Here is a 12,910-nt window from a genome sequence, read left to right as displayed (position 1 = left end):
ATTCAGTTTGTGGTTTCCGCAGAATCTGGATGCCGCCAGTGAAGTTTTGGCGCTAAATAGCTTTGAATCTGCTCAGTCGGTTGTTCATTGATCAGGCTGATAATCATGTCAAAACAATGAATTGCCAGCGCTTTGCAATCCTGCGCGACGGTATCAATTTTCACCGTGAGTGAGTCATAAAGATAGTGATCGTCAAAACTGCACAGATGAATATCGCTCCCGAGCAGTTTGTGCTGGCTCATATAACGCAATACTCCTTCCATCAGCCCGCAGGACGCGACATACAGCGCTTTAGGCGGACGCCCGAGCCGGGCACAAAGATTGGCAAACATTTCATAACCTGAGCTGGGATGATAATTACCGTACATTATCCATTCAGGATTCAGGCTGACACCCGCACGCTCAAGCCCCAGCTGATAACCGGCCAGACGGTCGCGCGTTGGAGAGATGCGTGGCTGGCCGCCGAGAAAATAAAACTCATCCGGATGCTTTTTTGCCACCCGCGCGACCAGTTCGGCCGAGGATTCGATGGCTTCGCATACGACCAGTGGCAGCTGCGTTTCCTGCAAATGACGGTCAAACAGAACCACCGGTAACTGCTGGCTGATTTTCACGTATTCCGCATCACTGAGCATACTGGAAGCCACGATCAGTCCGTCTACCTGACGCTGGATAAGGTTGTTCACCACCATGGTTTCCTGACTGGTGTTCTCATCCGTGCAGGCAATCAGCAGTTGCATGCCGTTCTCGCGGCAGAGCGTTTCAAGCTCGTTGGAACAGGCCGCAAAACCGTAGTTGGTCATTTCCGGGACAACCAGACCCAGTGTGAAGCTGCGGGTGACGTTAAGTGAACGGGCGTGGATACTGGGCTGATAATGCTGCTCGGCGGCCACCGCAAGCACGCGATCGCGCGTCGTATCGGAGATGCGAAACTTCTTGCTGTGTCCGTTAAGAACCTGGCTGGCAGTCGATTTCGATACGCCAGCCAGCTCTGCTATGCCACTGATAGTGATGCGTTTGGTCTTTTTCACTGCGCCATATTCTGTTGTCCGGAAAGGTTTTTATTCTAACACGCAATCGGCTAACAGCCAGTGGCGCAGCGCAATCGGGTAATGGCCGCTGAAGTTTAATCTGGCCGGTAATACCGGGAAATAGCGTGAGGTCATCACCGCTTCCCCGTCGTTGATGAAAATCTCGATGCCCGAGCTGTCGCACATTACCGTCAGTTTGCGTAACGAGCCGTGCCAGACACGTTCTTCCGGCAATCCGGTGCGCCGGTTTTTACGCGTCAGATGCAGACAATCACCGTCCCATCTCAGCAGCAGGTCTCCGCCAAAATCAGCGCTGAAAGCCTGTACGGTTTCAATGTCCACTTCAGCACGGGTAACATCCCAAACCGGTGCGTCGTCCGCCAGCCCTTGCCACTCCTGCATGTCGCCGCGAAGAGCCTGCAATTCACGGGCAGGGCGCTGAAAAATTTTACCGGCCACAAGCGTCAGTTCGCGCGGACAGGTCAGGGTATGCAGCCAGCCGTTTTCCATCGTGGGTTGATAAAACTCATCGCCGTCCGGGATACCCATCCAGCCAATAAGCAACCGGCGCCCCTCATCGGTTTGCGTCGTTTGCGGCGCATAAAACTCAAATCCCAGATCCAGCTCCGTGAATTCGCCATGCGGAAACTTCGCTTTTTCGGTATCCAGATGCCCGACAAAATAGCCCGACTGGAAGGTATTCAGATAACGGTCTGCTTGCGCAGGCAGACCTTGCGGACAGCAAATCAGCACGTCCTGACCGTCCAGTCTGAATAAATCCGGGCACTCCCACATGTAACCGAAATCCCCTAATCCGTTCAGATTCGATCCGGCAATTTCGCCCAGAAATTCCCAGCTGAGCAGGTCGTCAGAACGTAGCAATAAGACTTTGCCCTGAAGGCTGAGATCTTGCGCGCCCAGCACCATGAACCAGTGGCCGCCTTTTCGCCAGACTTTCGGGTCACGCACATGACCGGTATAGCCTTCCGGTAAATCCAGCACCGGGCCGGTTTTATCAAATTCACCTTTCGCGTTTTCACGCGCCAGACACTGGAACGCCGTGCGGCTGCCATCAGGGTATTTCACGTTGCCGGTATAAATGAGCGTCAGGTGACCGTGATCACTGACCGCAGAACCGGAATAACAGCCGTGGGTTTCGTAGGCTTCCGACGGTGCCAGCGCCAGCGGTTCGTGCCGCCAGTTCAGTAAATCCGCCGAACTCCAGTGCCCCCAGAATTTCGCGCCATGCGCACAGGCCAGCGGATTCCACTGATAGAAAACATGATAACGGCCTTTATGCTGAATAAATCCGTTCGGGTCGTTGAGTAATCCTACCGGTGGCGCAAGATGCCAGCCGGGCCGGTAAGGGTCCGCCGCTGCTTTGACCTGCCCTGCAACCACGCTGCGCAGGGCTTGTTTGAGCAAGCTCGTTTCCGTCATCATTCACTCTCCGTTTTGTATTTCAGCAACAATGACAGCAGGAATGCGCTGCCAAAAGCAATCACCAGGCCAGTCAGATAGCTGAGGATCGAACTGGCCTGTACGATCGCCAGCCCCGGAATACCGGTCAGGCCGACGGCCGTCATATTCACGTGCATCGCCACCACCCAGGCACCGCCCAGCGCCCCCCCCGCCAGCGCGGCAAGGAACGGTTTCATGAAACGCAGATTGATCCCGAAAATTGCCGCTTCGGTAATGCCCAGCATGGCCGAGAAGGCCGAAGGCACGGCGATGGCTTTGATTTTGGCATCCTTCGTTTTGAAATAAACCGCCAGACAGGCACCGCCTTGCGCCACGTTCGCCATTGACCAGATCGGCAGCAGGAAGTTAACGCCAATGTTCGGATTCCCCAGCAGCCCGGCTTCAATCGCATGGAAGCTGTGATGAATCCCGGTGATCACAATCACGGAATATAATCCGCCAAATACCAGCCCGGCGAACCAGCCTGCATGCGCGATCAGCGTACTGAGCACAAACGAAATTCCGTCACCCAGCGCACGACCCGCGGGGCCGATAATCAGGAACGCGATGAATCCCGAAATGATCACCGTCAGGAACGGCGTGAGGATCAAATCCAGAGCATCAGGGATGATTTTTCGCAGGCGTTTTTCAATGAAACTCATGAACCAGACCGCCAGCAACACCGGAAATACCGTGCCCTGATAGCCGATCATCGCAATTTCAATACCAAAGAAATTCATGGTGTGGAAACCGCTGGCAACGCCCCAGGCATTGGTCAGCGCAGGGTGGGTCAGAATTCCGCCCAGCGTGGCCCCCAGGAACGGATTACCGCCAAATTCACGCGCCGCCGTAAAGCCAATCAGGATCGGCAGAATGATAAATGCCGCCGAGCTGAACATGTCGAGCATGATAAAAATCGCGCTCTCAGGATTGGCCCAGCCGTAGGTTTTCACCATGCCGAGCAGGCCCATCAGGAGACCGGAAGCCACAATCGCCGGAATGATCGGCACAAAAATGTTGGATAACACACGGGCAATACGCTGGAACGGATTCAGTTTTTGCGCCGCAATATCCGCCGCTTCAGACTTGCTGGACTCGCTGATGCCCGCCACTTTGATGAACTCGGCGTAAACCTTATTCACCAGACCGGTACCAAAAATAATCTGTATCTGGCCCGCATTGCTGAAACAGCCTTTCACGCCTTCAACTTTTTCTATGCCACTTTTATTGATCAGGCTGTCATCGGCCAGCACCAGACGCAGGCGTGTCGCGCAGTGCGCCGCGCTGGCGATATTGTCTTTGCCGCCAAGTAATGGCAGCAACTGCGTGGCAATTGCATTGATATTCATTTTGTTCCTTACCGTTTTTATTATCGACATCGCCCGGTTTAACCGGGCGCGTCCTGGTGAATCACACCCTGTTTTTTAGAACCAGGTTTCCATCTGGATACCAAAATTCCACTGTCCGCCTGCGGTAAAACCATCTGTCCCGAACGAATCGCCGGAAGAATAACGGTCGAGATCTTTGCTCCAGTCCATATAGCTGGCGAAGAAGCGAATTTCCGGGCGACTCAGCATGTCGCTGATATCACCCACTTTGAAGGTTGGCGCAAAGGTCAGTTTGTAGAATCCGCCTTTCACCTTGTTGTAATCGTTGTAACCCTGCGGATCGAGATCCATGTACTGATAGCTGCCTTCATACGCCAGTTCAAAGTTTTCGGTGATCTGCTGAATCAGGCGGGTGTTGAACGTCACCCATTTGTAATCATCGCCGGAGATATAGCGGTCTTTACTCTGCTGCGCCAGAACGGCAGGGGCGATGCTCCAGTTTTTGCTTAACGGCGTGATCCCGTAAGTTGCCAGACGCAGCGTATTAGCGTCATCGGTCAGATGGCCGTCCGAACCCAGCGCTTTAACCTCTGCGCCCAGGCCATGACCGTAAAGCAGTGCGGTCGTGGATGTCCCGTCGCGCAGCCCGTAGAAGCTGTCCCCGTGGTACGCCAGCAGGGTGTGGAAGCCGGTATCGGCGGCATTCGTGATGCCCTGAGTGCCGGTATTTTCGCGATCCTGATTGTTTTTGGCGCGCAGGCCGCTGAGCATCCACTGGAAAGGTCCGGCGTAGTTGTTCGCCGTGACAATGTAGTTCTCAATCCGCGTATCGTCTTTATTCTTATTTTCGAGATCGTCAAAGTTACGTCCGTAAAGTGAGAAGTTACTTTTCAGGTTTTCTCCCCATTTAACGTCATAGATACCGCCACCGGTCCCGGCAAGGAAAATGATGTCGGAATCGAGGAAGTGAATGTCGAAATTATCCCGGTCAAATCGTTTACCCGCCCACAGCGTCGAATCTTTCCACGGGCCACTGAACGTCGGCAAAGAGCCTAATTCAACAAACGCCTGGCGGATGTTCAGATCGCTGGTTGCACCGGTCCAGTCGTTATAACTGCGCTGGCCGTCCGCCAGCATGACTTTGTAGCGGGAGGTCGCGCCGCTGGCCAGGGTCTGGTTATGTTCCAGATTTAATTCAACGTAGGTGTTGTTTTCGTTGCCCAGACGACCCACCGCACCGCCGGTTTGCCCGGCCGGGGTCACGTACGGGCCACTTTCGGTTGATGTGCCGGAATCATTCATGATCACGCCGGAACGGGCATAGCCTGAGAATTTGAAGCCTTCAGGCGCACTGCTGGTTTTGTTGTTAATGCTGGCTAACGATTCTGTACGTTCAGCCACCTGAGCCGTTTTTTGCTGATTTATTTCCGCATTCCTGGCCACCTGACGGGTTTGTTGTTCATTGCTGGCGGTGCGTGTTTCCAGCGTTTTTACCTGTTTTTCTGCTTCAGTGGCGCGGGCTTCTGCTTTGGCGGCGCGATTCTCGGCAAGTTGCAGTCTTTTCTCCAGAGCATTCAGGCGGGCCTCAATGGCACTCACCGACGTATCCGCTCCCTGCGCGGCGCCAGAAAGAATTAATCCAATAGCAACAGCAAGATAGCGAGGTTTCATCATCATTTTTATCCCTCAGGGTAAGTGTAATTATTATGAGAAAAACCATTTTTGCTAAATTGCTAAACTGGTTTTCCTGTGCACAATAATCACCCGCACCCGATTTAATCAATGATGTTTTACCGTCAGTTCCAGTATTTGTGATCCTCTTTGCAAATTATCACTAAACTCGGATAATTCATTTGTACTTGATTAGCTAAACCGGTTCTTCTATTTTACCTAACCCTGTAGCCAGACAGGGATTGAATACAGGGAATGAAAATGAAAAATCGAATTTGGGTACTGGGCGATGCGGTAGTGGATTTAATTCCGGAAGAGGATGGCCGCTTACTGAAATGTCCGGGAGGCGCGCCCGCTAACGTCGCCGTGGGGATCAGTCGTCTGGGCGGAGAAAGCGCATTTATCGGGCGGGTAGGGGATGACCCGTTTGGGAAATTCCTGAAAAAAACGCTGAGCGCTGAAGGTGTGGATACAGAGCACATGCTGCCTGACGTCAGCCATCGCACGTCAACCGTGGTGGTTGAAAACGATGCCGATGGAGAACGGTCTTTTACCTTTATGGTGCGTCCGGGTGCGGACTTATTCCTCCAACCGACGGATATTCCGGCCTTCAAAGCCGGGCAGTTTCTGCATCTGTGTTCCATTGCTTTATCCGCAGAACCCAGCCGCTCTTCCGCCGTGCTGGCGATGGCGCAGATGAAAGCCGCCGGCGGCGTCGTTTGTTTTGATCCAAATATTCGCCACGACTTATGGCCGGATGAAAATCAGCTACGCGATTGCCTGAACCAGGCGCTGTCGATGGCCGATATCATCAAGATTTCCGAAGACGAACTGGAATATCTGACGGGTGAAGCGCTACTTTCCGAGGGAATTCTGCGTTTGTGCGACCGTCATAATCCTGAACTTTTGCTGGTCACACAGGGCAAAAATGGCGTGTCGGTATACCGCAAAAAAGATGCGTCGTTGATGCAATATCCGGCACCTGAAGTGAAAACCCTGGATACAACCGGTGCGGGCGATGCGTTTGTCGCCGGTTTACTGGCCGGACTGGCGCAACACTGGCCGCTGAATTCAGAAAGCGACTGGGAGCAGACACTCCGTCAGGCGCTGGCTTGCGGGGCGCTGGCAACGACGGCCAGAGGGGCCATGACGGCATTACCGGATCGCGCAAATCTGGAGCAGTTTTACGCTCTGGCGTTCCCGTAAAGGGAAACGGTCAACGCAGATTTCCGGCTCACTTCACTTAAACCGGCAGATCAGAACAGACGCGCGGTCATGGCGTCTGTTCTTTTTTGAAAGTACAACACCGGCATTTTGTGCAATAAGATTTATCTATAAATCATAGGGTTGTTTTCCGAAAGCGTTAAATCCCCTCGCCATATTCATGCCAATAACCCCTCTCTTTTTGCCGATTTAAAATCTGTAAAAGTAGACAACTGTCGACTTTTCATCTTAAAGTCCCACGGTTGGCGCCAGACCTGACTGGTATTTTGCTACTCATAATAATAGCTGATTGTCGTAGAGCGGCCGTCCAGATGCCGCCGGACATTTCGGTATTCACAAGCACGACTAAAGACTTTCTCTGGAGAATTTATGCATTCCTCTGTTAACAAAAACGAGAGCCGGACGTTCTTCGGCCATCCGTATCCGCTGGGTTCATTGTTCTTTACCGAAATGTGGGAACGGTTTTCGTTTTACGGGATCCGCCCTTTACTGATTCTGTTCATGGCCGCGACCGTTTACGACGGCGGCATGGGGCTGGCGCGCGAAAATGCATCAGCAATCGTCGGTATTTTCGCGGGTTGTATGTATCTCGCCGCATTACCGGGCGGCTGGCTGGCGGATAACTGGCTCGGGCAGCAAAAAGCGGTCTGGTACGGTTCAATTCTGATTGCGCTCGGCCACCTGGCGATTGCGTTGTCTGCGTGGTTTGGCGACAACCTGTTCTTTATCGGCCTGATGTTTATCGTCCTCGGTTCCGGCCTGTTTAAGACGTGTATCTCCGTCATGGTGGGCACGCTGTATAAAAAAGGGGATGCGCGCCGCGACGGCGGTTTCTCACTGTTTTATATGGGCATTAACATGGGTTCATTTATCGCACCGCTGATTTCCGGCTGGCTGATCAAAACCCATGGCTGGCACTGGGGCTTTGGTATCGGTGGTATCGGGATGCTGGTAGCACTGATTATCTTCCGCGTTTACGCCGTTCCTGCGATGAAACGCTATGACAGCGAAGTCGGTCTGGATTCCACCTGGAACAGCCCGGTCGCAAAAAAGAAAGGCGTCGGCGCCTGGTTGCTGGCGCTGGCGGCCGGTGTGGCGGTTGTCGTTACGCTGATCGCACAGGGCATTATCGTCATTAATCCTGTCGCACTCGCCAGCATGCTGGTGTACGTCATTGCGGCCTCGGTCGTACTCTATTTCATCTATCTGTTCGTGTTCGCCGGTCTGAATCGCAAAGAACGCGCCAGACTCCTGGTATGCTTCATTTTGCTGGTTTCAGCGGCATTCTTCTGGTCCGCGTTTGAGCAGAAACCGACCTCGTTCAACCTGTTTGCTAATGACTACACCAACCGCATGATCGGCGATTTTGAAATCCCTGCCGTGTGGTTCCAGTCCGTCAATGCGCTGTTCATCATTTTGCTGGCCCCGGTATTTAGCTGGGCATGGCCGAAACTGGCACAGAATAATGTGCGTCCGAGCAGCATCACTAAGTTCATCATCGGTATTTTGTGCGCCGCGGCGGGCTTTGGGATCATGATGATGGCGGCGCAGAATGTGCTGAGCAACGGCGGAGCAGGGGTATCCCCGCTGTGGCTGGTGGGCAGTATTCTGATGCTGACGCTGGGCGAACTCTGCCTGAGCCCGATTGGGCTGGCGACCATGACGCTGCTGGCGCCGGAAAGAATGCGCGGCCAGATGATGGGGCTGTGGTTCTGTGCCAGTGCGCTGGGTAATCTGGCGGCTGGGCTGATTGGCGGCCACGTAAAAGCCGATCAGCTGGACGTTCTGCCAGACTTGTTCGCGCGTTGTTCTATTTCGCTGCTGATCTGTGCCGCAGTGCTGTTCGTTCTGATCATTCCGGTGCGCAAAATGCTGGAAAATTCACAAACGAAACCCGCGACCAATGCGTGATAAGGCATAACGCTATTCTCATTAAATAGCGGAACAACAGGGTAAAAATGAAAGAGGCGGATCTGACGATCGGCCTCTTTTTTTTGGGCAAAAGACAATTTATCTAATTTACTTGTAGACGACTGGTCTAATCGCTGATAGTTTAGCCCCATGACGACAGCAACTCAGCACCATAACAATGATGTCCGCGAACATATTCTCGAGACTGGCCAGCGAATTATGGCCGGTAAGGGGTTTTCGGCGGTCGGACTCAATGAAATCCTCAAGGACGCGGGCGTGCCTAAAGGGTCTTTCTACCATTATTTCGGTTCGAAAGAGGCCTTTGGCGCGGCGATGCTTGAGCGCTATTTTGACGATTATCTGGCGCAGCTTGACAGCACGCTGAGCCAGCCGGGCCTGAAGATGTCGCAGCGCCTGATGAATTACTGGCAGCAATGGCAGGAGTCACAGTCATTTTTTGACTGCCAGGGGAAATGCCTTGCCGTGAAACTTGGCGCAGAAGTGGCGGATTTGTCCGACAGTATGCGCTTAACCTTACAGGCAGGGACATCAGGGATAATATCGCGCCTGACGCTGGCGTTAGAATCCGGCGTCGCAGAAGGCTCCCTGAGCATTGATGATGAGCCCGCTCGTGTCGCAGAGAGCCTTTATCAGCTCTGGGTCGGTGCCAGCATTATGGTTAAGATTGTCCGCAATACCGGCCCGTTCGATTCGGCTATGAGCATGACGCAGCAAATTATTCATACCGCCCCCTGACGGGGGTGTATCACAAACGGTTCACCGTTTTTTATTTACCCGATAAATAGACGACTGGTCTACTTGGTCGTTTTTACCTACTACACTGGAGATTTACAATGAAGATTCTTATGGTTTTAACCTCACACGACCAGCTGGGCGATACCGGACGTAAAACAGGTTTCTGGCTCGAAGAGCTGGCAGCGCCATACTATGTGTTCAAGGATGCTGGCGCTGAAATCACGCTGGCTTCGCCGAAGGGGGGTAATCCGCCGTTAGATCCGAAAAGCAATGAGCCTGATTTCCAGACCGAACAGACTCATCGTTTCGAAGCCGATGCGGATGCCGTGGCGCAACTGGCTGCAACGGTTCGCCTCGACAGCGTTTCGCAGGCTGATTACGACGCCGTTTTCTATCCTGGCGGCCACGGTCCTTTGTGGGATCTTGCCGAAGATAAAAACTCAATCGCACTCATCGAAGCATTCCTGTCGGCGGATAAACACGTTGCGCTTGTCTGTCATGCTCCCGGCGTATTGCGTCATGTAAAAACACCTGCCGGCAAACCGCTGGTGGAAGGCAAAAAAGTCACTGGTTTTACCAATACGGAAGAAGAGGCGGTCGGCCTGACGGACGTGGTGCCTTTCCTGGTGGAAGACGAGCTGATTGCGAAGGGCGGGAACTATTCCAAAGGCGCTGACTGGAGTTCGTATGTCGTCCGCGACGGCCTGCTGATCACCGGACAAAACCCGATGTCCTCGACGGAAACGGCAGAAGTGCTGATCAAACAACTGTCGGCGTAAGCGATAATTGAATGAAGGTGACAGGACGTTCCTGTCACCTTCAGTTTAGGATGTTTACACGTTTTCAGAGTTCTGAACTGAAGATTTACTTCGTTTTGACAATGAGATACCTAATCCCAGCGCGGCCACTACCACAACCGGAATACCTAGCATCCACGGCAGGGTATAAGCCACCGCGAACAGCGCAGTTCCCGTTGCTGGCCCCACCGAATCACGTAAATCACTGACAACCGACAGCGCCGCCATATACGTCGCGCGCAATCTGGCCGGTGCCAGCTGACTGACGGCGGCAGGCATCAGCGGGCCGACCATCATCTGTGACAGAGAATAGAAACAAACGGCTACGACCAGAGCCAGAATATTTGGGGATGTTAAAAGTACACCGAAAGCCAGGATCAACGTCAGCCCCGCACTGAGTACGATGAACAGAGGTGAGCGTCGGGAAAACAATTTAGTCAGGGTGATCTGCCCGAAAGTATTGAGCACCGCGCCAAAGGTGAACAACAGGCCGACATCCGTGTTACTCATTCCCAGCTGATTATGGGCATAGAGCGGTAAAATGGCTTCAACCCAGCTGCCTGAAACACCCAGCAGCAGAGCCCAGAACAACAAAATGGCGAGCCGCCGGTCGCGAAAAACGGGCAACAAAGCGGCAAAACCTTCATCTTCTTCCTCGTCATCCGGTTCATCGCCATGTTTCCGGGTTTCTGGCAGGCAAAGAATCAGCAGAACGGCGCCACACAACAGAGCAATTCCGCTGGCCATAAACACGTCACCCAGACTGCTTTGCACGATGACAGCACCCAGCAGCGGACCCGAAATCCCCCCAGCATATGAGCAAACACGCGCGATACTGAATTGGTGACGATGCTCAGCAGCCGGTGTTACATCAGCGATCAGTGTGTATATCGTTGGGTGTAAGACAGATTCAAAAATCCCGATGACCACCAGAACTAATGCGGCTTCAATGACGCCATGCGTAAAATAGAGCGCAATAAACCCCAGACCAACGCCGGTAGCCGAGAGTATAAGCACCGGCCTGCGGCCAACGCGGTCAGCAATGCCGCCAATGAACGGCGCGGCAATCAGTTCGCCACCCGCATAACAGCCAAACAGTAAGCCGATCAGCCCGACCGGAATTGCCGCCGTGTGTTGCGCCCAAAGCGGAAAAAATGGCACCATCAGGCCGTCTGCAAAACCAGCGAGAAAATAGAGGATGAATCCCAGAACATGCGGACGTCGAAATGAAAAAAGCGGGAGAAAAAATTTAGACATTGATCGTTACCTGCACATCAGATTGCCCACAATTAAGCGGGAGATGCGCGTTGGTTAACGTAAACGCTTACGACCTTCAGAAGGCACTGCCAAAATAATCAAAGATGATGTAATTTTCAAGCCCGGCATGTACGTAATGGGCAAGAGTGAGATTATCTGTTTGGGGTAACAGACTTTGTCTATCCCCGTTTAAAATGTCACCCTGATTCCCCATTTTTGAATGTCACAACAAATCTGCACGCTACGTCAGTACTCACAAGTTCACGGCTCCCTGGCGCAATAATTTGCTATTAATGAAAAATGAAAAGGATATCGAAGATGAAAACAGTCGAATTTCTGCTATACACCCTAAAACCCGGCACAGGGAAAGACTTCCACAGAATCATGACGGAGGAGAGTGCTCCACTTCACCGCTCTGTGGGCATGGATATTATTTCTTTTGGTATCTCGGCTCATGACAACGACGCTTACTATCTGATTAGAGCTTATGACAGCCTCTCCCAGCTGAAATCCTCTCAGGAATCATTTTATAACAGTGAAGAATGGCGTCTTGGCCCCCGGCAGGCCATTATCGATAGAATCAGCGTCAGCGTTAAATCGGTACTGATACTTAACAACAGTGCCATTGAGAATTTACGATCAAGTTGACTGTGCATCCTATAAGCTCAAAACTTTTTTACTGAGCTATTTTCGACAGCCACTCTATTGCACCAGAAGTTCTTAACCATGGTTTAATATTGTTATTGACATAATCAATGGCTTCATCCATTTCACCTAACGTAATATATCCACGGTTAGACTTCGTCAGCATACGGCACTTTGATAACAAACTGGGGATGTGTCTATTAGAATCGATCGCAGCTTTAGCGATATCATCGGCATCCGGGGTGGAATGCCTGTAGGCGAGGAGGGCGCGTGTATAATGAAGATAAGGGCTTGTATCACCTGAGTAATCGTCCAGTATCAAAGCCAAATCGTCCACTATTTCCAGTTCCAAGTAATAACTCGTTAGTAAATGACGAATCCCCTGGTTATCATTCGGATTGAGCTGAAGCATTTCGCGACAGTGAGCTATAGCTGGGTAGAAGTTACCCGACTTAATCATCTTAAGTATCCTTTTGGGGCTCACCTTTATCCGGTACTTCACAGCACTGATGGTCGATTCTATCGCTTTGAACTTGCCACAAACAAGGTCGGGTCTGCCAGAACGGGATTGATAGTCCGGAGCAGCTATTGGGTGCAATGAGTGCGGTTAGGTACCGGCAGCATCTGGGGATCACAACATAACCAGCCCAACAAAACATCCGCATCTCCAAAGTGACATTATCAAATGGGACTTACAGACTTTGTTTAGGCTGGTTTTAAATGTCCGCCTTTTGGCTAAGTTAAAATGTCCGTCTGATAAAGCACCGTCTGGTTTAGCCAGGTTTGCCAAAGATGGATTCTGACTGCGTTTGTAATTGTGTGAGCGCGT

Annotated in this window: 11 protein-coding genes; 5 read left to right on the top strand and 6 right to left on the bottom strand. The window is 52.2% G+C overall.

All coding sequences use genetic code 11. The annotated features are described in order from the left end of the window. Window positions 1-2: 2 nt before the first annotated feature. The 4 genes from J1782_RS04940 to J1782_RS04925 all read right to left on the bottom strand — a co-directional run bounded on the left by J1782_RS04940 (window position 3) and on the right by J1782_RS04925 (window position 5,497). A complete protein-coding gene (locus tag J1782_RS04940; protein ID WP_152323905.1) occupies window positions 3-1,031 on the bottom strand; it encodes a substrate-binding domain-containing protein in 1,029 nt (342 codons plus the stop codon). Between the two features lie 30 nt (window positions 1,032-1,061). Then, window positions 1,062-2,471: a sucrose-6-phosphate hydrolase gene (locus J1782_RS04935; RefSeq protein WP_217152569.1), complete on the bottom strand. Its 1,410-nt coding sequence runs from the start codon at window positions 2,469-2,471 to the stop codon at window positions 1,062-1,064. Continuing rightward, window positions 2,471-3,841 (bottom strand): sucrose-specific PTS transporter subunit IIBC, encoded by a 1,371-nt coding sequence (locus tag J1782_RS04930; RefSeq protein WP_217152552.1) that lies wholly within the window; start codon window positions 3,839-3,841, stop codon window positions 2,471-2,473. The genes J1782_RS04935 and J1782_RS04930 overlap by 1 nt, the downstream gene beginning before the upstream one ends. Window positions 3,842-3,916: 75 nt before the next feature. Beyond that, on the bottom strand, window positions 3,917-5,497 hold the full coding sequence (locus J1782_RS04925) for a carbohydrate porin (RefSeq protein WP_165060393.1): 1,581 nt from the start codon (window positions 5,495-5,497) through the stop codon (window positions 3,917-3,919). A gap of 255 nt (window positions 5,498-5,752) precedes the next feature. Here J1782_RS04925 and J1782_RS04920 point away from each other — a divergent pair, with 255 nt between their 5' ends. From J1782_RS04920 to J1782_RS04905, 4 genes are all read left to right on the top strand, one after another. Next, complete coding sequence (locus tag J1782_RS04920) at window positions 5,753-6,697, top strand: aminoimidazole riboside kinase (RefSeq protein WP_217152551.1); 945 nt, start codon at window positions 5,753-5,755, stop codon at window positions 6,695-6,697. A gap of 387 nt (window positions 6,698-7,084) precedes the next feature. Next, on the top strand, window positions 7,085-8,626 hold the full coding sequence (locus J1782_RS04915; protein ID WP_152323901.1) for a peptide MFS transporter: 1,542 nt from the start codon (window positions 7,085-7,087) through the stop codon (window positions 8,624-8,626). A gap of 150 nt (window positions 8,627-8,776) precedes the next feature. Further along, the gene (locus tag J1782_RS04910; RefSeq protein ID WP_152323900.1) at window positions 8,777-9,382 is read left to right on the top strand and encodes a TetR/AcrR family transcriptional regulator; all 606 of its coding nucleotides are present in this window, start codon (window positions 8,777-8,779) and stop codon (window positions 9,380-9,382) included. A gap of 98 nt (window positions 9,383-9,480) precedes the next feature. Next, a complete protein-coding gene (locus tag J1782_RS04905) occupies window positions 9,481-10,161 on the top strand; it encodes a type 1 glutamine amidotransferase domain-containing protein (protein ID WP_217152550.1) in 681 nt (226 codons plus the stop codon). 54 nt (window positions 10,162-10,215) lie between these two features. On the opposite strand, the gene J1782_RS04900 is transcribed toward J1782_RS04905, so the two are convergent. Further along, a complete protein-coding gene (locus J1782_RS04900; protein WP_217152549.1) occupies window positions 10,216-11,436 on the bottom strand; it encodes an MFS transporter in 1,221 nt (406 codons plus the stop codon). Window positions 11,437-11,754: 318 nt separating this feature from the next. On the opposite strand from J1782_RS04900, the gene J1782_RS04895 reads away from it, so the two are divergent. Then, window positions 11,755-12,084: an NIPSNAP family protein gene (locus J1782_RS04895; protein ID WP_217152548.1), complete on the top strand. Its 330-nt coding sequence runs from the start codon at window positions 11,755-11,757 to the stop codon at window positions 12,082-12,084. A gap of 28 nt (window positions 12,085-12,112) precedes the next feature. Here the strand turns inward: J1782_RS04895 and J1782_RS04890 are convergent, their stop codons facing one another. Continuing rightward, window positions 12,113-12,541: a hypothetical protein gene (locus tag J1782_RS04890; RefSeq protein WP_254302925.1), complete on the bottom strand. Its 429-nt coding sequence runs from the start codon at window positions 12,539-12,541 to the stop codon at window positions 12,113-12,115. Between the last annotated feature and the right edge of the window lie 369 nt (window positions 12,542-12,910).

Origin of the sequence: Rahnella sp. BCC 1045, assembly GCF_019049615.1 — a bacterium.
GTDB classification, from domain to species: domain Bacteria; phylum Pseudomonadota; class Gammaproteobacteria; order Enterobacterales; family Enterobacteriaceae; genus Rahnella; species Rahnella contaminans.
The sequence above is the reverse complement of the archived record's forward strand: the minus strand, read 5'-3'. Positions and strand labels throughout refer to the sequence as shown.

What these genes read in the sequence shown, in the direction of transcription:
- J1782_RS04935 (WP_217152569.1), bottom strand. Translation starts at nt 2,471, where the DNA reads ATGACGGAAACGAGCTTGCTCAAACAAGCCCTGCGCAGCGTGGTTGCA.
- J1782_RS04930 (WP_217152552.1), bottom strand. Translation starts at nt 3,841, where the DNA reads ATGAATATCAATGCAATTGCCACGCAGTTGCTGCCATTACTTGGCGGC.
- J1782_RS04925 (WP_165060393.1), bottom strand. Translation starts at nt 5,497, where the DNA reads ATGATGATGAAACCTCGCTATCTTGCTGTTGCTATTGGATTAATTCTT.
- J1782_RS04920 (WP_217152551.1), top strand. Translation starts at nt 5,753, where the DNA reads ATGAAAAATCGAATTTGGGTACTGGGCGATGCGGTAGTGGATTTAATT.
- J1782_RS04915 (WP_152323901.1), top strand. Translation starts at nt 7,085, where the DNA reads ATGCATTCCTCTGTTAACAAAAACGAGAGCCGGACGTTCTTCGGCCAT.
- J1782_RS04910 (WP_152323900.1), top strand. Translation starts at nt 8,777, where the DNA reads ATGACGACAGCAACTCAGCACCATAACAATGATGTCCGCGAACATATT.
- J1782_RS04905 (WP_217152550.1), top strand. Translation starts at nt 9,481, where the DNA reads ATGAAGATTCTTATGGTTTTAACCTCACACGACCAGCTGGGCGATACC.
- J1782_RS04900 (WP_217152549.1), bottom strand. Translation starts at nt 11,436, where the DNA reads ATGTCTAAATTTTTTCTCCCGCTTTTTTCATTTCGACGTCCGCATGTT.
- J1782_RS04895 (WP_217152548.1), top strand. Translation starts at nt 11,755, where the DNA reads ATGAAAACAGTCGAATTTCTGCTATACACCCTAAAACCCGGCACAGGG.
- J1782_RS04890 (WP_254302925.1), bottom strand. Translation starts at nt 12,541, where the DNA reads ATGATTAAGTCGGGTAACTTCTACCCAGCTATAGCTCACTGTCGCGAA.